General features: G+C 43.8%; 18 protein-coding genes. 15 read left to right on the top strand and 3 right to left on the bottom strand.

Annotated features, from left to right (window positions below):
• The first annotated feature begins 61 nt into the window (after positions 1–61).
• The 3 genes from DWW23_RS09895 (at position 62) to DWW23_RS09905 (ending at position 4,192) form a co-directional block, all read left to right on the top strand.
• On the top strand, positions 62–1,753 hold the full coding sequence (locus DWW23_RS09895) for a Na/Pi cotransporter family protein (RefSeq protein WP_122353127.1): 1,692 nt from the start codon (positions 62–64) through the stop codon (positions 1,751–1,753).
• A 51-nt stretch (positions 1,754–1,804) separates the two neighbouring features.
• Positions 1,805–3,610: a Na/Pi cotransporter family protein gene (locus DWW23_RS09900; protein WP_122353128.1), complete on the top strand. Its 1,806-nt coding sequence runs from the start codon at positions 1,805–1,807 to the stop codon at positions 3,608–3,610.
• A gap of 327 nt (positions 3,611–3,937) precedes the next feature.
• Positions 3,938–4,192 carry a hypothetical protein gene (locus tag DWW23_RS09905; RefSeq protein WP_122353129.1) on the top strand — a complete coding sequence of 85 codons (255 nt, stop codon included), beginning with the start codon at positions 3,938–3,940 and terminating at the stop codon, positions 4,190–4,192.
• Between the two features lie 55 nt (positions 4,193–4,247).
• Here DWW23_RS09905 and DWW23_RS09910 read toward each other — a convergent pair whose 3' ends face one another.
• The gene (locus DWW23_RS09910) at positions 4,248–5,207 is read right to left on the bottom strand and encodes a helix-turn-helix domain-containing protein (protein ID WP_122353130.1); all 960 of its coding nucleotides are present in this window, start codon (positions 5,205–5,207) and stop codon (positions 4,248–4,250) included.
• A gap of 131 nt (positions 5,208–5,338) precedes the next feature.
• Positions 5,339–7,516, bottom strand: coding sequence for an ATP-binding protein (locus DWW23_RS09915; protein WP_122353131.1), 2,178 nt, complete (start codon positions 7,514–7,516; stop codon positions 5,339–5,341).
• Between the two features lie 202 nt (positions 7,517–7,718).
• Here DWW23_RS09915 and rpoN point away from each other — a divergent pair, with 202 nt between their 5' ends.
• The 11 genes from rpoN (at position 7,719) to DWW23_RS09970 (ending at position 18,650) form a co-directional block, all read left to right on the top strand.
• Positions 7,719–9,173, top strand: coding sequence for an RNA polymerase factor sigma-54 (rpoN, locus tag DWW23_RS09920; RefSeq protein WP_122353132.1), 1,455 nt, complete (start codon positions 7,719–7,721; stop codon positions 9,171–9,173).
• A gap of 12 nt (positions 9,174–9,185) precedes the next feature.
• The gene (locus DWW23_RS09925) at positions 9,186–9,806 is read left to right on the top strand and encodes a hypothetical protein (protein WP_122353133.1); all 621 of its coding nucleotides are present in this window, start codon (positions 9,186–9,188) and stop codon (positions 9,804–9,806) included.
• A 16-nt stretch (positions 9,807–9,822) separates the two neighbouring features.
• Complete coding sequence (gene gcvH, locus DWW23_RS09930; protein WP_122353134.1) at positions 9,823–10,203, top strand: glycine cleavage system protein GcvH; 381 nt, start codon at positions 9,823–9,825, stop codon at positions 10,201–10,203.
• Complete coding sequence (gene purE, locus DWW23_RS09935) at positions 10,204–10,710, top strand: 5-(carboxyamino)imidazole ribonucleotide mutase (protein WP_122353135.1); 507 nt, start codon at positions 10,204–10,206, stop codon at positions 10,708–10,710.
• A gap of 85 nt (positions 10,711–10,795) precedes the next feature.
• Positions 10,796–12,634, top strand: coding sequence for a 4-hydroxy-3-methylbut-2-en-1-yl diphosphate synthase (locus tag DWW23_RS09940; RefSeq protein ID WP_122353136.1), 1,839 nt, complete (start codon positions 10,796–10,798; stop codon positions 12,632–12,634).
• 133 nt (positions 12,635–12,767) lie between these two features.
• A complete protein-coding gene (gene dut, locus DWW23_RS09945; protein WP_122353137.1) occupies positions 12,768–13,202 on the top strand; it encodes a dUTP diphosphatase in 435 nt (144 codons plus the stop codon).
• A gap of 109 nt (positions 13,203–13,311) precedes the next feature.
• Positions 13,312–15,072, top strand: a complete 1,761-nt coding sequence (locus DWW23_RS09950; RefSeq protein WP_122353138.1) for a lipopolysaccharide assembly protein LapB — start codon at positions 13,312–13,314, stop codon at positions 15,070–15,072.
• Complete coding sequence (locus tag DWW23_RS09955) at positions 15,069–15,923, top strand: DUF4292 domain-containing protein (protein WP_183670468.1); 855 nt, start codon at positions 15,069–15,071, stop codon at positions 15,921–15,923. Before DWW23_RS09950 ends, DWW23_RS09955 begins: the two co-directional genes overlap by 4 nt.
• A gap of 2 nt (positions 15,924–15,925) precedes the next feature.
• On the top strand, positions 15,926–17,224 hold the full coding sequence (locus DWW23_RS09960) for a murein hydrolase activator EnvC (protein ID WP_122353139.1): 1,299 nt from the start codon (positions 15,926–15,928) through the stop codon (positions 17,222–17,224).
• Positions 17,225–17,566: 342 nt separating this feature from the next.
• Complete coding sequence (locus DWW23_RS09965) at positions 17,567–18,097, top strand: chromate transporter (protein ID WP_122353140.1); 531 nt, start codon at positions 17,567–17,569, stop codon at positions 18,095–18,097.
• A gap of 1 nt (position 18,098) precedes the next feature.
• A complete protein-coding gene (locus DWW23_RS09970; RefSeq protein WP_122353141.1) occupies positions 18,099–18,650 on the top strand; it encodes a chromate transporter in 552 nt (183 codons plus the stop codon).
• Positions 18,651–19,023: 373 nt separating this feature from the next.
• Here the strand turns inward: DWW23_RS09970 and DWW23_RS09975 are convergent, their stop codons facing one another.
• A complete protein-coding gene (locus DWW23_RS09975) occupies positions 19,024–23,118 on the bottom strand; it encodes a DUF6383 domain-containing protein (RefSeq protein WP_122353142.1) in 4,095 nt (1,364 codons plus the stop codon).
• Positions 23,119–24,248: 1,130 nt separating this feature from the next.
• Between DWW23_RS09975 and DWW23_RS09980 the strand changes: the two genes are divergently transcribed.
• Positions 24,249–25,346, top strand: a complete 1,098-nt coding sequence (locus tag DWW23_RS09980; RefSeq protein WP_122353143.1) for an efflux RND transporter periplasmic adaptor subunit — start codon at positions 24,249–24,251, stop codon at positions 25,344–25,346.
• Position 25,347: the final 1 nt, after the last annotated feature.

A 25,347-nucleotide genomic window follows, 5' to 3' on the forward strand; every position in this document is an offset into this window, starting at 1 on the left:
GTTTTGCTGCCTAAAGTTAGGAATATTAATCGGATATACTTCCAGGTATAACTATTTTTTGATGGATAATACAATTTTTACCGTACTGAAACTGCTTGGTTCACTTGCCCTGTTAATGTACGGAATGAAAGTGATGAGCGAAGGTCTTCAGAAGCTTACAGGGGACCGACTACGTAATATCCTAGGCGCCATGACTACGAACCGGTTCACCGGATTGCTCACAGGAGCATTCGTTACAGCCGCCGTACAGTCATCCACCGCTACCACCGTTATGACCGTAAGTTTTGTCAATGCCGGTCTTCTGACTTTAACACAGGCCATCTCCGTTATCATGGGAGCCAATATAGGAACGACTATCACCGCCTGGATTATGTCGATCTTTGGTTTCCAGTTCAATATGACCAATGTCATCTATCCTCTGTTTGCATTATCTCTCCCTTTAATATTTTCTAAAAAAAGCGGACGCAAGTCATTCGGCGAATTCATTTTCGGATTTGCTTTTATGTTTTTGGGACTGACCACTTTAAGGGAAAATGCCATGCATATGGACCTGGAACATAACCAGGCAATCATTTCATTCATTACCTCCTGCAAGGAATGGGGAATGTTTTCGGTCTTACTGTTCCTGCTGGTCGGAAGCATTATCACAATGGCAGTCCAGTCATCTGCGGCAGTCATGGCCATTACATTAATATTATGTTCGAGCGGAGTTCTCGACCTGTATCTGGGTATCGCACTGGTGATGGGAGAAAATATCGGAACAACGGTAACCTCCAACATTGCGGCACTGACCGGTAACGCACAGGCACGCAGGGCGGCATTTGCCCACTTCATATTCAACTTCTTCGGGATCGTCTGGGTACTCTGTATTTTCCATCCGTTCATCGATGTGGTAAAAGATATTGTCAATTACATCGCTCCCAATACGCCGAAAGAAATAGCGATCACTTACACATTGTCCGCTTTCCATACCGCGTTTAACATATGCAATGTACTGATATTAATATGGTTTATAAAACCGATCGAGCGGTTGGTTTGTTTTGTCATCAAATCAAAACCGGAGGACGAAGAGTATCGCCTGCATTATATCACCGGAGGCTTGCTTTCAACAGCTGAATTGTCTATCCTGCAGGCGAATAAGGAGATATCTCTTTTTGCCGAACGGACAACACGCATGTTCAACATGGTAAAAGATGCGTTTTATGAAAAAGACGAAGAGGCCTTCATGAAAACGTATAACCGGATAGAGAAATACGAGAACATCAGCGACCATATGGAGATAGAGATAGCCAACTATCTCACGCTCGTTGCCGAAGGACGCCTTAGTTCGGAAAGTAAAGAAGAGATTCGTATCATGCTCCGTGCCGTATCGGAAATAGAAAGTATCGCCGACTCCTGTAACAATCTGGCGCGTACCATTAAACACCGGAACGAAGGAAAGTCTGTCTTTACAGACAAACAGAACCACAGTATCGACCGAATTTTCGAAATGGTGACAAAAGCATTATACCAGATGAATTCCATATTGAAAAAGCCGGAACTGACACACGATGACATCAATCCGTCTTACAATATCGAGAACGAGATAAATAATTATCGTAACCTGCTGAAACAACATAATGTAGAAGATATCAATAATAAGGAATACCAGTATCAGGATGGTGTATATTATATGGATATCGTCAGTGAAGCTGAAAAGTTAGGGGATTATGTACTAAATGTTGTCCAGGCCGTTATAGAGAAAAAAATATAATTATGCATACATTCATTTTAATCGGATATTTATCCACTTAAATTTACATAAATGGACTATTCTTTTTTTGATTTTCTTACGCTTGTAGGAGCATTAGGTATGTTCCTATACGGAATGAAAGTGATGAGTGAAGGTTTACAGAAAGTCGCGGGAGACAAACTTCGAGGCATTCTCTCAGTAATGACGACAAACCGCTTCACCGGAGTATTAACCGGGATTCTGATAACTGCACTCATCCAATCTTCAAGTGCCACAACTGTGATGGTTGTCAGTTTCGTTAATGCAGGACTTCTGACACTTACCCAATCCATCAGCGTCATCATGGGAGCCAACGTCGGTACGACGGTCACAGCATGGATCATCTCCCTCTTCGGATTTAAAGTCGACATCAGTGTTTTCTCTCTGCCCATCATCGCTTTATGCATCCCGCTGATATTCTCCGGCAAAAGTAAACGAAAATCCTGGGGTGAGTTTTTAATGGGTTTTGCTTTCCTGTTTATGGGACTGTCTTATCTGAAATCTTCTGTCCCTGACCTGCAGAGTAACCCTCAAATCCTCTCCTTCCTTCAAGATTATACCTCATTGGGATATCCGTCCCTCTTCATATTCCTTCTTTTAGGAACAATTCTTACGATAATCGTCCAATCATCCAGTGCCACTGTCGCCATTACATTGATCATGTGTACACAGGGATGGATCCCTTTCGAAATGGCAGCAGCCATGGTATTGGGAGAAAATATAGGAACAACCATTACGGCTAATATCGCTGCTATTTCGGCTAATGTATCCGCCCGTCGTGCAGCAGTTGCTCACCTGATGTTTAATGTGTTCGGTGTATGCTGGGTAATGATATTGTTTTATCCGTTCACAAGTATGGTCTCATGGATCGTTACGAACTACGGTCCCGGCGACCCGAACGAAATGACTCAGTTCCTGAGTACCCTCGATCCGAAAACGATCTCCCTGATCACTTCCAGCGCGCAGATCACTGATCCGCATCTGCTGGCATTACAGAAGCAATTAATGACATTACAGGTTTCTGTTTCATACGGTTTGTCTTTGTTCCATACCATATTTAATATAGCAAACGTATGTATCATGATCTGGTTCGTTAAATTCTACGTCTACGTTTGTTCTGCTCTTATCAAGCCGAAGAATGTCAGTGACGAGGAAGAATTCCAGCTGAAATACATTCCGTCAGGAATGCTGTCGACTTCCGAGTTGTCATTGATGCAGGCTAAAAAAGAAATTGCAGTATTCGGCGAACGCACACAACGTATGTTCGGTATGGTCAAAGACTTGTTCTATGAAAAGAACGAGGATAACTTCCTGAAAATATTCAGCCGTATTGAAAAATACGAGAACATCAGCGACCGCATGGAAATCGAGATTGCCAATTACCTGACATTCGTTGCCGAAGGCCGCCTAAGTTCGGAAGGTAAGGAAGAGATCCGTATCATGCTTCGTACCGTTACGGAAATAGAAAGTATTGCCGACTCTTGTAACAATCTGGCACGCGGTATCAAGCGTCGCAACGAAGGCAAATCCGAATTTACCGACGAACAGAACCATAACATCGATCAGATGTTTGCCCTACTGGAAAAGGCTCTGACACGGATGAATGAAATCCTTCACATGCCGGAAGTCGTACACGACGATATCAACCAGTCTTACAACATTGAAAACGAGATCAACAATTATCGTAATCAGTTGAAGATCCACAATATGGAAGATGTCAACAACAAGAAATACCAGTATCAGGACGGTGTTTATTATATGGACCTTGTCGGTGAATCCGAAAAACTGGGCGATTATATATTAAATGTAGTGCAGGCTGTTATCGAAAAGAAAATATAAGTACATATAGACATTCCCAGAGAAGCCCTTTCCGGATATGGAAAGGGCTTTTTTATTCCGGAGAAACCTGGTGGAAGCAATGGTAAAAGTATATAAGCCGGATTTTGTTTCATCCCAATGAAACAGTTGTTTCTATATAATGGAACAAGTGTTTCACTAGGATGAAACAATCGTAAATAAGCAATAACTATCCACCAACAGTTGTAGTTTAATGATTTTAGTTGACTACTTTCTGTCCAATCTATAAAAAGGGTTGACTCGGTTTATAGTTAATAATAAAAAGGGTTGTCCCTTTTGCAATAACTATCAACCTAGCAGTTACACCAGATGAAAAAAGAAGATACGGGGAAAGCAGAAACATGGAGAGAAGGAAAGGTCTATAAACAATTAAAGCCTGTCTCCCGACAAGCCCTAACCAACTTTGTTAACCTTAAATCTAATACTATTATGAAAAAACCACAATGCAAAGATATACTCACAACAAGCATTTGTCAAGCCTTTTACAGACAATATATGTTAAGCCATCCAGGCATTGTAGCTAAAAATTGTTTTCGAACACAAAACTTCATACAATACAGATAAAAACTGCTAATTTTAACAATTAAAAGAAGGATTTTATCCGGTTTCATCATCGCTTCTACAGCGTATCCACTATCCTGCGTTGCTCTTCGAAAAAGACGATGCGGTCTTTCTCGCCACTTCTTGAAATCAGGGTAGAAGTCCGGATCAGAGATTGCATCCATTTTTTCATTCGCTGGAAGATAGCTTCATCCGGTGATGTAGCGTCGTTCAAAGTAAAAGATTTGATCATTGTCAGGTGGCAGTGCTGTGTCTCCACATAACTGTAGCTGGTCTCAAAATTCACACTGCTGACAAAGAAATGGACATTCTTACCTTCTGTCCAGGAACCTTTGGCTGCAAGCGCCTCCATATCATCCAGAAACACCATCAGTTCCTTTTTCAGAGCCGCTATCTCTTCACGGGTTATCAGGTAAATGCTGGCAAAATATTTAATGTCATTCACCAGATAGAGAAAAGTCATACTATCCATGATATGATAAGCATTGGCAGCCTGACGCGCCTCCATAATGATTTCGCTGTTGATCAACAACAACCGGTCGGGCAATACGATCTGGCTGAATTTAACAGGCATAACGCTGCCGCACTGGTACATCCATTTAAAAAGATAGAACTGATAAATATGCCTGTATCCCAATACCAGCGACTGGGGAAGAATATTCAAAGCTCCTCCTACTTCCGAATCGGGATCATCTCCGAGATATCTCAATTCATCGACAAAATGTTCAAGCATATCATAATCTTCTTCGCTCGGATTAAGGAAATTCACCATTTTCAACTGGAACGGTCTGCTTTTACCCGAGGCACAACCAATGATATGATCCAGCGAAATATCCAGCTTATCGGCAATAGTCGCTATTTCAAAAATAGTGAAAGGCACATCGCCCCGCAACCTGCGGTAGACGGCTTCCTTTTCCAACATCAAAAGATCGGCCAAGTGATTTGTCAGTTTTCCTCTTTCCGGGAACTTCTCTTTAATGGCCGCTACAAGATTTTTATACAATAGGTCATTCTTCATAACATAATCATTTTTTCAAATTTGGTCTTCAGTTCCCGGCGTTTACGCTAAAAAATACACTTCTGTTCTCTACAAATATATTAAAAAACTTTTGATTATGTTCCTGTTATACCAGCTTACGGCTATTATTTTTATTTACAAGGCAAAGTAAACCAGAACTTTGACCCTTTGCCAGGCGTTGAATCTACGCCGATCTCCCCACGCAGGGCCTTAACAATCGTTTTACAAATAGATAACCCGAGTCCCGTTCCCTGCCTGAAAGAGTTTATTTTGGTAAAACGTTCGAAAATAGCTTCAACATGTGCCGGAGAAATACCGATGCCGGTATCACTTATCTCAAACAGCACATGATCTTCTCTCACACTGTATGAAAGGGTTATAAAACCTTGTTCAGTAAACTTGATCGCATTCGAAAGTAAATTGGATATTACCTGAGTTACACGCTTAGGATCCGTATAGAGTATTTTATCCGGCAATGCATCCAGGTTACAGACCATAGTAACACCTTCCTGAACTTTCAGGGAATGCACCTTATACTGCTCACTGCATATTTCCTTTATATTGACATCCGCCAGTGAATAGTCCATTACTCCGGACTCGATCTTTGAGAAATCCAGGATATCCGTTATCAGACGAAGGAGGAGATCGCAGTTTTTATTGATGATCTTCACATATTCCTCTTTCTCTTCCACATTGTCCATTTCAGCAATAATACCGGAAAAACCGACAATCGCATTCAGAGGTGTACGGATCTCATGGCTCATATTGGCCAGGAAAGTAGATTTCAACTTATCCGCTTCACGTGCTTTTTGCATTTCCAGTTCATTCCTGCGTGATTCGTCACGAGCTTGTTGCAACTTCTCCTCCAGTTGTTTCTCGCCCGTTATATCTGTTATATAACAAACAACTTTGCTGGGATGCCCGTCCTTATTTATTTTATGTGCCTGTGCATTGATACGTATCCAGGTCGGCACTTCTTGAACGAACATTTTACAGACAAAACTACAGCTATCGATATCACCGCGAACGACCTGTAAAAGCGGCTCCATATTATTCGTCGGAATTTCACTGAACCGTCCCAGGTTCCACAACTCCTGAATAGACAGATAATTATGTGTTTTCAGGTAATTGAACAGATGATTCGGACTGGAATGATCGTTCAGCACAGGATCGATATATAATTCATCTTCTTCCACACTATACTCACCGACTATCGAACGGCCGGATAAAAGCACAGCCTTCAATATAGCCAGATTGTTTCTGGTTTGTTCCGCTTTGATCTGGACATCCGTATTATCAGAGATGATAAGCAGATATCCCACCCGTCCGAACTCCGGATCGTTCAGGCTGATCCCTTTCACCTGCAGATATTTGATCTGGTCGACAAAAGCCGACGGATAATAGCTACTGTTTTGTATGATACTGAAATCATAAACCAGAGGAAAACTGAAAGCCCGCCCGCTCCTGACATTCTTCAGGAGCTTTTTAGGAACAGCCGGATTCTCAAACAGATTAACACCCAGAAGATCTTTACGTGTAGAACCGAAGATACGAACATCGGCTTCGTTGATATCGATCAGATATCCTTCCGAGTCATATAATTCGACCCCGATAGGCAGATTGTTGAAGAACTGTTTGAATTTAGTACTGAGTTCCGCCAGATGTTTCCGGGATTCCTCCAGATTGGCTTGTGTCTCCTTGCGCTCTATTATAAGAGAAAAGATACTTGCTATAATATGCAGGTCTTCCATTTCCGTACTCGTCCAGGAACGCTGCACACGCACCGAGTCAAAACCGATGAATCCCTGTATTCTATTATGAAAAGAGAGCGGGATCATCAGCATGGATTTTAGTCCCTGAAATTCAAGTAACTTCTTATCCACTTCCGCTTCCGGAGGCAGATCGTCCATGCTGCACATGACAATATCACGACCACTCTTCACGGTCTTCATGATCCAGGGGATCGTTTCGTCCGTCAGTTCCGAATGATTCTCTTTGGGAACCTCCACCCATCTGCTCATTACCTCGCAGGGAAAATAGGCTGTCCGCCCGTCTTTTTCAAAGATGGCTACATATCCCCAGTCTGCATCGAAAAAGTTCATCAGCAAACTCATGGCTTTCTCTATCGGCTGTTGTTCCTCATTAAACAGCAATACAAGTACTTCGGAAATAATACGTTTGATATTTGAAGCTTCTGTAAATGAATTTCCGGCATTCGCTTTCTCTCTATTGTCTTGTGCTTCCAATAATTGTATTAGTTCTTCTTTGGACAATTGGTTATATTTGTTTTTTGTTAGCGTCGACATCATACGGTGATACTTTATAAACGCAAAAATATTGAATAGTTTTGATTTTTAAGGCATTTCAAGAGACTAATTCATCATTTGACATGTTAAAAGTCACACAGAATCGTCCGGCAAACGGATTCTTTAGAACAATTATGCTTTTAATCATAAGAGGGTTCACCGTAAAAAGTTATATTTGCATGTTCTAATGTAGACGATTTTAAATATGTTGAAGCAACAGTTACAACAAAAGTTACAGCAAAAGCTCTCTCCACAGCAGATCCAGCTAATCCGGCTTCTGGAACTTCCCGCTATCGAGCTGGAAGAACGTATCAAGCACGAATTAGAAGATAACCCTGCATTGGAGGAGGGGAAAGATATTGCAGACGACTTTGAACGAACTGACGACGAGGGAGTTGACGATATATCTACAAACGAAACAGAGGCAGACCTCTCGCTCGGAGATTATATGAGCGAAGACGATATACCGGACTACAAACTCCGGGAGATAAGTGAGAAAACCGAACGCAAAGAAGACATTCCCTTCTCTGTAAGCCAATCGCTGAACGAATATCTACTCCAGCAACTCGGTTTGCGCGACCTACCGGAAAAAGAAGTAAAAATAGCCGAATACATTATCGGTAACATAGACGACGACGGTTATCTGCGCCGCGAACTCTCCGCCATTGCCGACGACCTGGTCTTCCAGGCAGGGCAAGACGTGAATGAGAAAGAGATAGAAGAAGTCCTCGCGATCATACAAGATTTCGACCCAGCCGGGGTCGGTGCCCGTAACCTGCAGGAATGTTTATTGCTACAACTCGACCGGAAAGAACCGACGCCGGGAACAGATATGGCGATCCGTATCCTCACCGATTTTTTTGAAGAGTTCACCCGCAAGCATTACGACAAGATCATGCGTGGTCTCAACATCAGCGAGGCAATCCTTAAAAAGGCTATTCACGAAATAATTGCTCTCGATCCTAAACCTTGCAGCAGCTGGGGTGGTTCTATGGAAGTAGCCATGAGCCAGGTCATTCCGGATTTCCTGGTCGAAGCTATAAATGGCGAGCTGATCCTGAGCATGAACAACCGGGACATTCCCGATCTGCGGATCAGCCGTGAATATGCGGAAATGTTTCAGGACTATGCAGGCAATAAAGCCAACCAGACGTCCAAGATGCGTGAAGCCGTACAGTTTGTAAAACAGAAACTAGACTCCGCCCAATGGTTTATCGATGCCATCCGGCAGCGTCAGGAGACATTACAACGCACTATGGAAGCGATCATCCTCCTGCAACGGGACTTTTTCCTGACAGGTGACGATGCTACGCTGCGCCCGATGATACTGAAAGATGTGGCCGAACGTGCAGGATACGATATATCGACCATTTCAAGGGTTAGCAACAGCAAGTATGTTCAAACCAATTTCGGCATCTACCCTCTGAAATTCTTCTTCTCCGAATCGATGCAGACCGACAGCGGCGAGGAAATATCCACCCGTGAGGTGAAGAAGATCATGAAAGAACATATAGACAGTGAGGATAAACGTAAACCGCTTACCGACGAGGAACTTACCACGATCCTGAAAGAGAAAGGTTACGTAATCGCCCGCCGAACAGTGGCCAAATACAGGGAACAACTCGATATTCCTGTTGCAAGGCTTAGAAAAGAAATCTAAATTTGAAGCATTATGAGATTATTTTCAAATATAATATCCGGAATGTTCCACCCGTTACTGATGGTAACGTATGGAGTCATACTGGCATTGTCATTCACATACCTGGCGATCTACCCGCCCACCATGAAAATGTTCCTGGTTGGCGGAGCATTCCTCTCGACTGCTGTCGTACCGGGTCTTTTCATCTTCCTGATGGTCCGCAACGGAGCCGCCGGCGACCTGGAACTGACGGACCGCAAAGAACGGGTCGTTCCTTACCTGATCATTATCACCTCCATAATGGTCTGTATCTTTTATATGTACAAAATGATGATCCCATTCTGGTTCCTGTCGCTGCTGATGGGGGCCTGTGTCGCTTTGATCCTCTCGCTGTGCATTAACTTTTACTGGAAGATCAGTGCCCATACCCTGGGTATCGGAGGACTTTTAGGGGGTATCATGGGGGTTGCCCGCATCCACCTGATAAATCCTTACTGGGGATTCATCATCATACTCCTGGCAGCCGGGCTGGTCGGTACTTCGCGTATCTTTTTGAAAAGGCATACCCCTATGCAGGTATATGCCGGCTTTTGTCTCGGTTTTATATGTACCTTTGTAGCCTCATTATTGAGTTATATCTATTTATTCATCTAATAAAAACACTAAAGTTATGAACTTTCCTGCTGATTTAAAGTACACAAAAGATCACGAATGGATTCGTGTTGACGGCGCCGTTGCCTATGTTGGTATCACTGACTACGCCCAGAGCGAATTGGGTGAAATCGTTTATGTAGACATCACTACAGAAGGCGAAGTAGTTGCCAGAGAAGAAGTTTTCGGTACTATCGAAGCTGTAAAGACTGTTTCCGACCTGTTCATGCCGGTAAGCGGAGAAGTAATCCAGGGCAACTCTGAACTGGACGACAAACCCGAACTGGTGAACGAAGACGTTTACGGAAACGGCTGGTTGATCAAGATCTCCATCTCCGATCCTTCTGAACTGGACGACCTGTTGTCTGCTGCTGAATACGAACAATTGATCGCAAAATAAATGACACCTGTAGTAAGTATTATCATGGGCAGTACTTCCGACCTGCCCGTAATGGAAAAAGCGGCCAAATTGCTGGACGAGATGGAGATCCCGTTCGAAATCCATGCGTTGTCTGCACACCGTACCCCGGCAGAAGTAGAAGCTTTTGCCAAAGGAGCCAAAGACCGCGGTATCAAAGTTATTATTGCTGCGGCCGGTATGGCAGCGCATTTATGCGGAGTGATCGCTTCTATGACTACCCTTCCGGTAATCGGTGTTCCCATCAACTCTACACTCGACGGCATGGATGCCCTGTTGGCTATCGTACAGATGCCTCCGGGAATACCTGTTGCCACAGTCGGTATCAACGGAGCACTAAACGCCGGAATCCTGGCAGTTCAGATGCTTGCTGTTGGAGACGAACAACTTCAGGGTAAGCTGGCCGACTACAAGGAAAATCTGAAGAAAAAGATCGTAAAAGCAAACGAAGAGTTAGCAAAAGTATCTTTTAAATACAAAACGAATTAATTAGTCGACAGTTGACAAGTGACAGTTGACAGATTTCACGCTGCCGGAGCTGTCAACTGTCAACTGTCACTTGTCAACTGGAAAAATGGAACATTTTTTTAATTACAGTCGCCGTAAATCATCTGTTGTCAATATAGGAAACACTCCGCTGGGAGGCGAGAACCCGATACGTATCCAATCTATGGCCAATGTATCCACCATGGATACCGAAGCATCCGTCCGCCAGGCCATCCGTATGATCGATGCCGGAGCCGAATATGTACGTTTCACCGCACAGGGTGAACGGGAGGCCCGTAATCTGGGGGAGATCCGGAAAGAGCTGAGAACGCAGGGATACACCACTCCTCTTGTTGCCGATATCCATTTCAACCCCAGGGCTGCCGACGCCGCAGCCGAAGAGGTGGAAAAAGTACGCATCAACCCTGGGAACTATGTTGATAAAGTAAAAACATTTGACCTGCTGGAATATACCGACGAAGAGTATGCCGCCGAATTACAGAAGATACGCGACCGTTTTGTCCCTTTCCTAGAGATTTGTAAAAAACACGGAACCGCCATCCGCATTGGCGTAAATCATGGTTCACTATCCGACCGTATCATGAGCCGGTATGGTGATACCCCTGAAGGAATGGTAGCCTCCTGCATGGAATTCTTGCGTATCTGCCGGGACGAGAATTTCCCGGACGTGGTGATTTCCATCAAAGCCTCCAATACGGTAGTCATGGTACGTACCGTACGTCTGCTCGTCCGTACCATGGACGCAGAAAACATGCACTATCCGCTTCATCTGGGAGTGACCGAAGCCGGTGACGGCGAAGACGGCCGCATCAAAAGCGCTGTCGGCATCGGTACCCTGCTGACCGACGGAATAGGCGATACCATCCGCGTATCCCTCAGCGAAGATCCCGAGGCAGAAATACCTGTCGCCCGCAAACTGGTCGATTACATATTGGAACGTCGGGAGCACAGGCCGATCGCTGCCTCTCCCGCCCCCGGATACGACCCGGTAACAGCCACACGCCGAATCAGCCGCGTGACAGAAGCTATCGGAGGTAATTTCCCTCCTGTCGTTATCTCTGACCGAAGTAACGGCGATTTTGAATTTGACTACTCCTCCCTGCCCGACTATATTTACATCGGCAAGGAAGACCCGGACAATCTTCCGGACACATTCCGCCTGCTGGTAGATGCCCATTTCTGGAAAGAACGTCCCAACGCATACCCTTATTTCATCGCTTCCGAAATAGAAGAGATGAAAGAGTTCAACTCTCCGCTGAAATTCATCCGCCTGACCTACAATGACCTGACAGATCAGACACTGGAGATACTGAAACAAGATAAAACAGCCGTGGTAGTCCTGAGTACCCATCACCGGAACGGTGTCGGATCACAACGTGCCGCCATGCACAAACTGCTGGTTGCCGGTTGCGATATCCCTGTCGTCCTGCACCGCGACTATCACGAGACAGACAAGGAGACCTTACAGCTAAAAGCGGCTGCCGATTTCGGCACATTGCTGCTGGACGGTTTCGGCGACGGCATCATGATTCATAATCAGAGGATCGAAGCTTCATGCATCGACAGTTACATGTTCGGTATCCTGCAGGCAACCCGTTCACGCATCAGTAAGACAGAATATATCTCCTGCCCGAGTTGCGGACGTACACTCTACGACCTGCAAACGACTATTGCCCGCATCAAAGAAGCTACCTCACACCTGAAAGGGCTGAAGATCGGCATCATGGGTTGTATTGTAAACGGTCCCGGAGAAATGGCAGATGCCGATTACGGTTATGTCGGTGCCGGACGCGGACAGATCAGCCTGTACAAAGGTAAAGAATGCGTGTTGAAAAACATCCCCGAAGAAGATGCTGTAGAACGTTTAGTTCAGTTAATAAAAGAGAACGGAGACTGGAGCAATTGACAATTAACAGTGGACAGATGACAGGTAAAAGAAAGAGTAGTTAACAATATATAGCAAGCTGAAACAACTGTCAACTGTCACTTGCCAACTGTCAACTTTTGCATATCTTTGTCCGTCAAATAAATAAGAACAAATGGAAGTAAAAATAATTAATAAATCCCATCACCCACTCCCTGCCTATGCGACAGAATTGTCTGCAGGCATGGATATTCGTGCAAACCTGACAGAGCCTGTAGTGCTGAAACCATTGGAACGCAAATTGATCCCGACAGGATTATATATTGCTTTGCCGGAAGGATACGAAGCACAGATGCGCCCCCGCAGCGGCCTGGCTTTGAAACATGGTATCACTCTACTGAACACACCGGGAACGATTGATGCAGATTATCGCGGTGAGATCGGTATTATCCTGGTCAACCTTTCCTCCGAGCCTTTCACCGTAAATGACGGAGAACGTATCTGTCAGATGGTGATCGCTACTTTCAACCAGGTAAGCTGGAAACCGGTGGAAGTGCTCGACGATACCGAACGCGGCGCCGGTGGCTTCGGACATACCGGGAAAGAATAAACGGACATCGTATGTGATACTATACGACCGCCGTATACTCCTTTATACGATGACCGTATATGATTATCGTATAAAATTAGATACGTGATAAAATATAGAAAACGAATATATGCTGAAACAAGTAATATACGGGATACTCTTTTCACTCTTCCTGCTTACCGGGATCAATTCGCTGCATGCAGAAGAGACCCGGAAAGAAACTCCCACTAAGGCTAAAGAATTAAATGATGCTGAACGGAGAAAATTCGACTATTTCTTCTTCGAAGGGCTGAACCTGAAGACTGCCGGGAAATTCGATGCTGCTTTCGATGCATTCAACTACTGTCTCGCCATCGACTCTACGGCATCTCCTGTACTGTACGAACTTTCATCGTTCTACGTGCAGATGAACCGCCCGGAAAAGGCAGTCGATATGTTACAGCGTGCAGTGGACAACAGCACGGACAACTTCACTTACCGGATGGCTTTGGCTACGATCAGCCGCAACCTGGGTATGTACGGAGAAGCTGCCGCAGAATACGAGAAACTGGTGAAAGCCTTTCCCGGAAAGACCGAACTGAATTACTACCTGGCAGAAGCCCTGACCCAGGAAGGCGAGATCGGCAAAGCGATCGATGCTTATAATGCCCTCGAATCGTCCATCGGCATGAACGAAGCTCTTTCCATGCAGAAATATAAACTCTACACCCAACTGGAGCAATCGGATGCCGCCTTCAAAGAAATAGAGAAACTGGCAGCCAAATATCCGATGGAGGCACGCTACCAGATCATCCTCGGAGACCTGCACCTGGAAAAGAACGACACGGTAAAAGCCCGTTCTTATTATGACAAAGCCCATGAGATCGATCCGGGTAACCCCTATTACATCGTATCCATGGCCAACTATTACGAAGCGACCGGCAATAAAGATGCTGCCGAAACTCAGATACGCAATGCCTTGATCAACGAGAAGCTGGATGTAGAGACCAAAGTCGCCATCCTCTCCCGTTATATCCTGAAACTGCAACAGACGCAGAAAGGGACGGATAGTGCCAATACCTTGTTCCAGACCTTGCTGGAGCAGCATCCCGAAGATACCGACCTGAAACAGATGTACGGCAGTCTCTTGATTGCACAGGGTAAAACAGACGAAGCCCGTTTCCAGTTCCAACTCGTCACAGAGATGGAGCCAGAGAATGCAGCAGCCTGGCAGCAATTGCTGAACATGTCGCTGAAAGCCGAAGATATCCCTGAAGTAATCCGTATCTGTACCAAATGCCAGGAACTATTCCCGGATGCCCCCGAATATTATTTCTACCTGGGTATTGCCTATTATCAGCAGGAAAAATATCAGGAGGCCCTGAACACCTATTATGCAGGTATCAACATTATCCCGGCGGAGAATCCGCGGTTAAAGTCGGACTTCTACGGTCAGATCGGCGATATCTACTATCAGATGAAACAGATGGATCAGACATACAAAGCATACGACGAGGCTCTGAAATATAACGACAACAACATCGTTGTCCTCAACAACTATGCTTACTTCCTGTCCCTGGATAAAAAGGACCTGAAAAAGGCAGAACGTATGAGCGCACAATGTATCAAGCTCGAACCGGACAATGCAACTTACCTGGATACATACGCCTGGATTTTCTTCGTACAGGGTAACTATACCCTTGCCAAGATATACATCGAAAGCGCACTGGAAAAAGATACGACCAAAAGTGCGGAACTGGTAGACCATTACGGGGATATCCTGTTTATGACAGGAGATAAGGACGGTGCCATAGCTCAATGGAAGAAAGCCCGTGAAATGGGAAAAGAAAGCGAGACACTCGACCGTAAAATCATAGAAGGTAAATATATCGAAGAGGAGGAAGCCAAATGAGAACCCCGTTAATAAAGCGAGTACAACTGCCAGCTCTTGTGATCCTGTGTTTCTTGCTGATCCTGTCCGGCTGTAAATCATCCAAGAAAGTCGGAACAGTAGCCTCCGGCAGTACCAAAGCACACGACGAGTTCTTTGAAGCGATGGAAGAGCATTCTTTTCAGTTCAATACGATGACCGCCCGTCTGAATGCGGAACTGAAAGGCACTAAAAACAACATGAGTTCACGTGTGGACCTGAAGATGGTCAAAGACAGTGCATTTCAGTTATCAGTCCAACCGTTTCTGGGTATCGAAGTTTTCCGTGCCGAATTTACAGTCGACAGCATAAAGGTAGTAGACCGCATGAATAAACGGTATGTAGCCGAACGCTACGCCGATCTGAAAGGACAGACCCCGATCGAGTTCAACTTCTATAACCTGCAGGCATTGTTCACCAATCATATCTTCCTGCCCGGAAAACAGTATATCGAGCCGAAACAGTTCAAACGCTTCAAGCTGAACCAGGAAGGTTCGACCGCAGAGATCAAGATCAAGGATTCTATCGGATTGCTTTATACATTCTTTGCCGACGGTGAAGAGAAGTTACTTTCCACCTATATCACCGACCCGTCCGAACAATACGCTCTGCAATGGGATTATACAGATTTTCGCCTGACAGAAGGACAACCGTTCCCGATGCTGATGGACGTACAAGTCCTGGCAAACGGCTCCTCACAGGGAGGGATCGCTTTCCGCTTCTCCCGCATACAGACAAATATACCGGTAAACCTGGACTTTTCCATTCCGGCTAAATATAAACGTATTACCTTTGCACAGATCATAAAGTCAATCAGTAACAGTCAGAAATAGAGATGAAGTATATTTGGTTTGTCATATTCACGTTATCTGCCCTGACCGCCTTCGGCCAGAAGTCCGCCCGGGTGAGACAGCTTGAAGAACAGCGAAAAAAGGCGCTGGCCGAAATCGAGATGACAAACCAGCTATTGCAGGAAACGACCCAGACGGCGCAGAACTCTCTCAACCGTCTGAATCTTCTTTCACAGCAGATCCTCTCCCGAAAGAAAGTGATCAGCCTGCTCAACCAGGAGGTAAGCGAACTGGACAACCAGATCACCGCATCCCGCCGCGAAATCACTAAACTGGAAAAGGAACTGGACGGAAAACGGAATAACTACGGCAAGTCCGTGCAAAGCATGTATAAACGGCGTAGCTCGCAAGACAAGCTGCTCTTTATTCTCTCTGCCGATAATTTCGCCCAATCCATGCGCCGCATGCGTTATCTGCGCGAATATGCCGACTGGCAAAAGTTACAGGCCACCGAGATCATCGACAAACAAACCGAGATAACCCTCAAACAGAAAGAACTGGAAAAAACACGATCCGAAAAGAATGCACTGCTGGGCACCCGCGAACAGGAAAGCCAGAAACTGCAGACCGAGGAAACCAGCCAGAAAGCCGAAGTGCAGCAACTCAGCAAGAAACAAAAGGAACTGAAAGAGGAACTCCGTAAGAAACAACAACAAGCCAACGCGCTGAACCGTCAGATCGAAAAACAGATAGCCGAGGAAATAGCCCGTGCCGAAGCAGAAGCAAAGGCTGCCCGCGAACGTGAGCGCCGTGCCCGTGAAAAAGCGAAAGCGGAAGGCAAAGAGCCGGTCAAAGAGCCTGTACAGGAAGAACGTGTTGCCGAAACCAAAGGCGGCTATGCCATGACCAGGGCGGAGAAAAAACTTTCCGACGACTTTGCCGGTAACCGTGGCCGCCTGCCATTCCCTGTTGCAGGACGTTACACCATTGTCGGCACTTTCGGCGAACAGCAACATCAGGAATTAAAATATGTACGTACCAACAATAGCGGTATCGACATTCAGACTACCCCGGGAGCTGATGCCCGTACTGTATTCAATGGCGAAGTGACCCGCGTATTCGTTGTTCCGGGCTACAACAACTCTGTCATCATACGTCACGGTAACTACCTGACCGTTTACAGTAATCTGAGCCAGGTGTATGTAAAAGCCGGCGACAAGGTCAGCACCCGCCAGGCTATCGGCAAGATTTTTACCGATACGGAAAACGGCAATGCCACGATCCTGCATTTCCAACTTTGGAAAGAGAAGACCAAACTCAATCCGTCTCCCTGGCTCGACTAAGCAGTTGACAATTGACAAGTGACAGTGGACAGTTAGGCTTCGCGATTATACATAGAAAGATTTGAGTCAATGTGGCAATATGTCCATGTGCCAATTTAGGAAGATATGAGCTATATATCCAGTTTGTATTAAGGAACGCAGATGACGCAGACGAACGCAGATAAACGCAGATAATATATTTGTTTTAAAGAAAATAAAAAGTCTGCGAGCATCTGCGTATTCTGCGTCCCCTAATGCGATCTGAATAGACTCACATCTGATAATAACTGTCAACTGTCACTTGTCAACTGTCAACTAAAAAATATTCCCTATCTTTGTCACCGACTTTCAAAAAGAAGAATTATGTATTTGACGCTCTTTCTAACTTTCCTAAAAATAGGTGTGGGTACAATAGGCGGCGGATATGCCATGTTGCCGTTGATACAGCGGGAGGTAGTAGACCGCGGCTGGTTATCAAAAGAAGATTTCATAGACCTGTTCTCCGTCGCACAGTCATTACCGGGGATTTTCGCTGTAAATATCTCCATCTTCGTCGGCTATAAACTGAAGAAAAGTATGGGAAGCGTAGTCTGTGCCCTCGGTACGATCCTGCCGTCTTTCCTGATCATCCTGCTGATTGCCACGTTCTTTACCCAAGTTCAGGATAACGAATGGGTGGAGAAAATATTTAAAGGTTTACGCCCGGCCGTCGTAGCGTTGATCGCCGTACCGTGTATCACTACGGCACGTTCCATCAAATTGACTTATGTTTCGATGCTGATCCCTGTTGCTGCCGCGTTGCTTATCTGGATGGGAGGAGTTTCGCCGGTATGGATCATTCTGGTAGCCATTGCCGGAGGATTAGTGTATGGTTTAAAGATAAAGAAAAATTGATATGATCTGGTTACAGTTACTTTATGTCTATCTGAAGATCGGAATCTTCGGTTTTGGTGGCGGATATGCCATGCTCTCACTGATACAGGCAGATGTTGTAGACCGTTATAAATGGATTTCCCTACAGGAATTTACGGATATCGTGGCCATCTCACAGATGACGCCAGGCCCCATCGGGATCAACAGTGCGACTTATATCGGTTACACCGCCATTCACAACGCCGGATATCCGCCATTCATGGCTGTTCTCGGTTCGTGCCTGACCACATTTGCCGTGTGTCTGCCGTCGTTCATACTCGTATTGGTCATCTCTTATTTCTTCGCCAAGTTCAAGAACAATAAATATGTCGTTGCCGCTTTCACAGGCTTACGACCTGCAACTGTAGGACTGATAGCCGCTGCCGCATTAATGCTGATGAACAAAGAAAACTTCATCGATTACAAAAGTTTCCTGATCTTTGGTGCCGCCTTTATCCTTACCTGGAAGTTCAAAGTTCACCCCATCCTGATGATTGTATTGGCAGGAGTTGCGGGGTTGATATTGTACTGGTAATTACGAAAAGTCTAACAGTATGGCCGTATTTTTTAATTTCCGGCTTTGATTGCATCTTCAACCCGCTGTTTACGGATACTGTAAGTTCCTGCACAAACCGTTTTTGCTTTTCAGCATAAATTATTCATTCCAGTCTGCTTCTTCCAGTTTCTGATATACCAGGAAATTATCCTGCATCTCTTGAGAACGAAAGCCCCGACAGAAAATTCCGCCGGGGCTTTGTTTTGCCTGTTTTCGCTCTTCACAGAGCTAGAACAGAAGAACTTTATTTCATTACTTTAGTATTAATACTGACCGCTTGTTCGCCTGTCGCAGGGTAATTGATTCCTTACGGAATCACGCAGTCAACTCTAATTTATTGATTATAAATGTCTTATTTTACGATAGCTTTAACTGTTGTTTCTCCTTCAACAGCTACTACAACTACACCTGCAGGAGCTTTGATAACAGCGTCATCAGAAGTGATAACAGTATTAGCAATTGTCTGACCCAGCAGATTGTTGATAGCTACTCTCTTACCTGCTGCACCAACAATTGTGATCTGACCTTCGCCAGCAACAACCTTCACAGCAGAAGCATTGATTTCATCATTAGCAGTAATAGTACCTTCTTTGCCAACTTCGATTTCAATTTCACCTACATTATCACCAACGAACTGAGAAGTAGGAATGAATTCTGTTTCTAGCAAAGTTTTACCATCAGCAAACAAACAAGGATGATAAGCTGTAACTGTTACATCATACAAGCTATTCGGCTTCATGTTTTTAACATTTACAGTTAAGTATTTGCCATCTTTCGTATAGTTAGCTTCGTCAGAAGCGTGAATTTTCACAGATTCTGCACCATCAACCAAATTGAACTCTACGTTTTCAGGACCTTCCCACCAATAAGAAGCATTACCGTTACCATCAACTAAAGAAGTATTGATAGTTTCCCAGTCAGTGATGTTGAATTCACCCTGGTTTTCAGGCATACCGTTATAAGCCTTACGAGCTAAGTGAGCACCAGCTTCACCGAATGTGAAGACGTCGATCTGATTTTCACCTTCCATCAGATATACATTATAACGATACTGATCGCTAATTGTGATGTTTACAAGGTTACCTGCGTTTTCATCTGTACCCTTCTTATCGCGGAATTCACTGATGATCACAGCACTGTTTGTCCAACCGCCTTGCAGATTGAATGTATTGATAGTTGTATTCTTGAAGTGACCATAATATACTTCTTCGTCACCAGCTTTATCAGTACGAACCACTTTCAGATAATAGTTAACAGCCATTTTAGGATTGATAACTTTACCTGTACCGTTGAACAACTCAACAGCCAAAACATCACTATTCTGGTTAGAACCTTTGCTCTTAGCCAATACTTCAGAAATGAAGACATTCTTAGATGTATTCTTCGGAGCCAAATGACCAACTTGTACTACATAATAGTCAGCACCCGGAACACCTTTCCATTTCAAGACAGCTGTTGCACCGTCAATATCACCGTGTACCATCTTTTGCAATGCAGGAAGATCTTCTCCAACAGTCGGTTCTCCAGCAATTGCCAAATCATTCGTTAAGCAGTTAGCCTCTACGATCAATACATTTTCTTTTGCACATGCTGTAGCAGCGGTCGGAGCATAGTGAACAGTAGCTTCTGTTGAGAAAGAACCGTTAACATCAACCTTCACATTTGCCGGAGCTGTCAAAGTAAACGGATTATCATAACTTACTGTACCCAAAGAAACCTTAACAGCTTCTGTTGCAGTCAGCGGATTAAATTCCTTACCTTCGATAGTTACCTTCACATCAGCTTTTGAATCTACATTAGCTGTGATATCTGTAGCAGGAGTGATTGTAATTTCCGGTTTGTAAATGAAACCATATACTCCACCTTCGTTTACATAATGCATATAATTAAACTCTTCTAACGGATTCAACTCACCGTCTGTCCAAGTCATTACATTTTCATTAGACTTAACAGTGAACAAATCTTCAGCTCTATGCATAGCTCCGTTTTTGGTAGCCTGGTTGAATGTTACAACCACTAAACCTAATACTTCGCCATATTGGTTCGGAGTCAGTTTTTCAACAGCTGCACCACCATTCAACATATCTTTGATTACATAAGTAAATGCATTCGGATATGCGCTTACATTCGCTTTACGAGTTACGTTAACTTCTTTTTCCAAGTTGTAACCAGCTACATAGAATGAGTCGACTGCCAACGGATTTACGTAACCACATTCGTCCTGATATACTTTACCAAAGTATTTCTGGAATTCAGGATATACTAAGTTCGGTAAATTTGTATTAAATGTAGGACGATAAGAGTTGTGCATTTCTTCAATGAGATTCAATTTATTGATATTACTCCACAGATTAGCACGAGTATCACCATATAAACCTGCAACTACGCCAACACCACATAACGGGCAATCACTTTCTGATTCAATACCTACAGCCCAAACTTGCAATTCATATGTATCAGGATTCCATTCCTTTACATTTGCTTTTTCAGGATCTAGGAAACCATCCTTATTCGGAACGAACTGTACGTAAATTGGAAGACCTTCTTCACGGAACTGTTTCATCTTAGCATCGTCCAATGTATTGATGCTGATTTCCAATGTATCCGTATTGTTGTTTACCCAAGCAGCATCTTCACTCAATTTGAAGCGGAATTCCTGGTTATCTGTATCATTCTGGTTTGCATTTGCAATATTCTGCAAGGTTACGCGAATTTTAGCAATACCGTCAGCACCCGGTTTCAACTCGCTACCATGCAACACCAATTTCTTAACACGTGAAGCATAACGAGAGTTATCCAATGCATCTTTCTTATTATAAGGAGCAAAGAATACATTGTCGGCAGTATAACGCCCTACTGTACCGTCAAAGTTTTCACCTTCATAAGTCAGCCACAATGCACCAACTCTAGCTGCAGCCAACGCCCAATGGAATTTATCATAAGCCTTAAAACCATCCGGTTTATAGTCCGCATTCACTGCGATTTTCCATGCTTCTTCACGAGTGATGTCGTTAGTCCATTCTGTCAACGCTAAAGTCAATTTAGAACCTTCTTCTATCACACCACATGAAGAATATTTAATATCGCCATTTATTCTTATTTTGCCATATGCACTCCATTGGTCAGAAGTCATCTTTTCATACGCCAAGAAATCCATCGGATAAACTTCCTGATCAGGGATATTCTTACCTGTAACTGCTACATCTTTTGTCTGGCAATTTTCATTGAAAAGGATATGAGAATCAACGAAATTAAACTCAGGAATTGAGTTTGCTGAAATTAATTCTGTTTCAGCAGACAAACGAATAGGATTCAATTTATCAGTTTCAGATAACGCAGCAGCATATTTTCCAGAAAAAGTCTTGATTGATTTCGGTTGGAAATCATATGTTACTTTATCTTCCAACTTAGCGCCATCTAATTCTTTTTCAAATTCAGCACGAACAACATCGTTGTTATTTGTTACGTTTGTCCATACAAAAGCTTCTTGAGCAGTTGTTTTAACAGGCAATTTAACATTTTCTGCGCTCAACGCTAAAGTACCAGATGTACAACTCTTTAAACCTAAACCCGCTTCGAAAGATGTTACATCAGCAGTCAATGCCAAAGTCGGTTCATCGAAATTCATCTGGAAACCGCTTACAACCAATGCCGGGGCGAAATGGCTCTTAGATCCAGTTTCTTCTACATCCTTAATTTCTACAAAATCAGACCACAAAGTCACCTGGATTAATTTATTATCCAAAGAGCCTTCAATAAACATCTGCTGATCAGTGATCGGATCAGTTACAACATCGAACAGATTGATAACTTTATCTGCTACATCAGCAGCACCTGTTTTAAAGATTGCACCGTCTGATTTAAAAACAGCATTGTCAGCAGTACCTGTTTTAAAAATGTCACTTTTCTTTACTGCATTACCATCCAAATCATAAACAGAAATTGTAACATGCCAATCTGCAGAAGAAGTTGCAGCCAAACCGAAGTTCTCAGCACTTAACTTAACTTTCAGTTCACGTACATTTGTCATATACTTAGTTGACAAATCGAACATCAACTCACCGCTCTGACTGTCACCCAAGAAGATTCCTAAAGAGTCAGTACCATTTTGCCATACCGTAGTTGTGGTATAATTGTTGGTCGGCTTTGCGGTAATATTGGGATAATATACATTAGCTGTAGTAGCAGTTCCATTAAAAGCACGGAAATAAACACCATTACCCCAAACTTTCTTTCCATCTACAGTTTTTAAAGCCTTACCAGGGAAACCCGGTAGAACATCATTGCCTTCGGCTTCATACAAAATAGGTTTTTGAGCAGCAGTCAAACCCGCGTATTTGGAGGCATCCCATGCAGGAGCATTTTCTACCTGTCCAAATACCGATGCTGTGCCCAAAACTAACATAGCACTAATAGTTAGCACTTTTGTTTTAGTAAAGTTTCGCATACGAATTCTTTTTTAATTAATACTTTATTTATATGTCTCAAATTTGATTGATTCTATAATAATGACTAGAGAAAACGTTCCTTTTTTCTCGCCATTTTTTAGGTAGTATTTTGCCTTGGTAATAAGAAGTACTATTTTTGTACTCTAATTGCTATTCAATTGATAAGAAAGAGGATAGGATTGAAAAAAAATTATGAGAAAGAATTGTAGGTTTAAAACTTATATCTAACTTTGCTGGCGAGAAAAAAGGAACGTTTTTTTTAGTCATTACAACAACTACTCTAGCCTTATATTTCAAAGCATATATAAAATGTCATCCTTGTAAATATTCAACTCGATGCTTATTCGTCTAAAATGGATGCCTACCCGCCAAAACCCCGATCCCTACTCATTTTCAGGCCGATTAGCACTCGTTGGGTAAAAGGTGTTTTTTGAAAAGCGATTGTTAACTATCGTTAATCGCATCAAAAACGACTCATCCGATCTCCGAATCACTCGATATTCTCTGGGGATAACCACAACACCCCCGATATTTGTGCCGATTGCTTTCCTCAGAGAGTTTTTATAATCATCGTTTCAGGCTTCAGTCCTTTTAAACATTTGATATTTAAGAAGTAACACTGAAAGATCAGCAAATTGTACACCCGCCTGAAAAAGCAGCCCCAGCACCTTCAAAAAAGTAAACATCCGTTATTTGTTCACTGCCTACTTGTTCAGAAAAACATAGGCATCCGCACGAAGAAATATGTACGCTTATTTGTCGGACTAAAGGTTTGAGTTTATTTCTTTTTATTGGAGCCTTCAGTCTAAATCCATTGAAAATAAAAGTGTAATAGAGACCTGAAAGCTGAAGGGTGATTGTAAAAAAGTTCTTGTAGGTGGTAAAAACGATAGGTGTGACCGATAGTATCATAGTGTTATCCCGTCAGCACTACTGTGCTACTACTGCTTAGACTACTATGCTATATCAAGGGAGACTATAGGGCTATCTGGAATTATATCTCATGTAAAAAACAGATATTTATCCACACTGATTAAACCTTTTTTTATCTCTCTTGTCTATATCTCGATTGAGTTGTGTATATTTACATGCCTATTGATAAGTTTTTAAAGTAGATACCATTGAAAATATGACGAAGAGAGTGAAGTGGGGCGTTACCGCCGCAATTTTCCTGATGATTGCAGGAATGATTGCTTATCCACAGATTAAGAACCAGTTGACAGCATCCGGAAAAGATTCCAATGTGGCTCCCGCACCGGGAACAAGCGTACGTAAACAGGTGCTGAACATTAACGCTGAAGTATTGAAATTCCAATCGCTGACCGACAAAGTAATCAGTACAGGCAGTATCATTCCCGACGAAGAAGTAGACTTATCCTTCGAATCGTCCGGAAAAGTGGTGAATATCTATTTCACCGAGGGAACACATGTAAAAGCCGGTGACCTGCTGGCCAAGATCAATGATAAACCCTTACAAGCCCAGCTCAGGAAACTGGAAGCCCAGATTCCTCTGGCAAAAGACCGGGTATACCGCCAGCGCACTTTGCTGGAGAAAGATGCGGTCAGCCAGGAAGCTTATGAACAGGTGACTACCGAATACGAAAAGCTGATGGCCGATATCGACCTGGTGAAAGCCAATATCCTGCAAACCGAACTGCGTGCTCCTTTCGACGGCATCATCGGTCTGCGTTCAGTCAGTGAAGGTGCTTACGTGTCTCCTACCACCGTCATTACCAAGCTGACTAAAATATCTCCGTTGAAAATCGAGTTCTCCATCCCTGAAAGATATGCGAATGATGTGAGTAACGGGACAATGATCGTTTTCCGCCTGGAAGACTCGAACGGTATCATGCGCAACTATAATGCAAAAGTATATGCGGTCGAGAGTAAAATGGACATGACCACCCGTACCCTGAAAGTACGCGCTACCTATCCGAACACGAACGAAGCGATTTTCCCCGGACGTTACACATCCGTCGAAATCACCAAACGCGAGATCAAAGACGCATTAGCTATCCCGAGCGAAGCGTTGATCCCGGAAATGGGAAAGAATGTCGTTTACCTCTACAAGAACGGGGTAGCCGAACCGGCAGAGATCGAGATCGGTTTGCGTACCGAAAGCCATCTACAGGTGCTCAAAGGTATACAACCCGGCGACACACTGATAACTTCCGGTGTGATGCAGCTCCGTACCGGCATGAACGTAACTATTGATAATCTGTATTAAA

Source organism: Parabacteroides sp. AF14-59, from assembly GCF_003479515.1.
Lineage (GTDB): Bacteria > Bacteroidota > Bacteroidia > Bacteroidales > Tannerellaceae > Parabacteroides > Parabacteroides faecis.

Excerpts from the sequence above, each read along its gene's own strand:
- DWW23_RS09950 (WP_122353138.1), top strand. The coding sequence starts at position 13,312 with ATGCTGAAACAAGTAATATACGGGATACTCTTTTCACTCTTCCTGCTT.
- gcvH (WP_122353134.1), top strand. The coding sequence starts at position 9,823 with ATGAACTTTCCTGCTGATTTAAAGTACACAAAAGATCACGAATGGATT.
- rpoN (WP_122353132.1), top strand. The coding sequence starts at position 7,719 with ATGTTGAAGCAACAGTTACAACAAAAGTTACAGCAAAAGCTCTCTCCA.
- purE (WP_122353135.1), top strand. The coding sequence starts at position 10,204 with ATGACACCTGTAGTAAGTATTATCATGGGCAGTACTTCCGACCTGCCC.
- DWW23_RS09940 (WP_122353136.1), top strand. The coding sequence starts at position 10,796 with ATGGAACATTTTTTTAATTACAGTCGCCGTAAATCATCTGTTGTCAAT.
- DWW23_RS09965 (WP_122353140.1), top strand. The coding sequence starts at position 17,567 with ATGTATTTGACGCTCTTTCTAACTTTCCTAAAAATAGGTGTGGGTACA.
- DWW23_RS09925 (WP_122353133.1), top strand. The coding sequence starts at position 9,186 with ATGAGATTATTTTCAAATATAATATCCGGAATGTTCCACCCGTTACTG.
- DWW23_RS09910 (WP_122353130.1), bottom strand. The coding sequence starts at position 5,207 with ATGAAGAATGACCTATTGTATAAAAATCTTGTAGCGGCCATTAAAGAG.
- DWW23_RS09900 (WP_122353128.1), top strand. The coding sequence starts at position 1,805 with ATGGACTATTCTTTTTTTGATTTTCTTACGCTTGTAGGAGCATTAGGT.
- DWW23_RS09915 (WP_122353131.1), bottom strand. The coding sequence starts at position 7,516 with ATGATGTCGACGCTAACAAAAAACAAATATAACCAATTGTCCAAAGAA.
- DWW23_RS09960 (WP_122353139.1), top strand. The coding sequence starts at position 15,926 with ATGAAGTATATTTGGTTTGTCATATTCACGTTATCTGCCCTGACCGCC.
- DWW23_RS09975 (WP_122353142.1), bottom strand. The coding sequence starts at position 23,118 with ATGCGAAACTTTACTAAAACAAAAGTGCTAACTATTAGTGCTATGTTA.
- DWW23_RS09970 (WP_122353141.1), top strand. The coding sequence starts at position 18,099 with ATGATCTGGTTACAGTTACTTTATGTCTATCTGAAGATCGGAATCTTC.
- DWW23_RS09980 (WP_122353143.1), top strand. The coding sequence starts at position 24,249 with ATGACGAAGAGAGTGAAGTGGGGCGTTACCGCCGCAATTTTCCTGATG.
- dut (WP_122353137.1), top strand. The coding sequence starts at position 12,768 with ATGGAAGTAAAAATAATTAATAAATCCCATCACCCACTCCCTGCCTAT.
- DWW23_RS09905 (WP_122353129.1), top strand. The coding sequence starts at position 3,938 with ATGAAAAAAGAAGATACGGGGAAAGCAGAAACATGGAGAGAAGGAAAG.
- DWW23_RS09895 (WP_122353127.1), top strand. The coding sequence starts at position 62 with ATGGATAATACAATTTTTACCGTACTGAAACTGCTTGGTTCACTTGCC.
- DWW23_RS09955 (WP_183670468.1), top strand. The coding sequence starts at position 15,069 with ATGAGAACCCCGTTAATAAAGCGAGTACAACTGCCAGCTCTTGTGATC.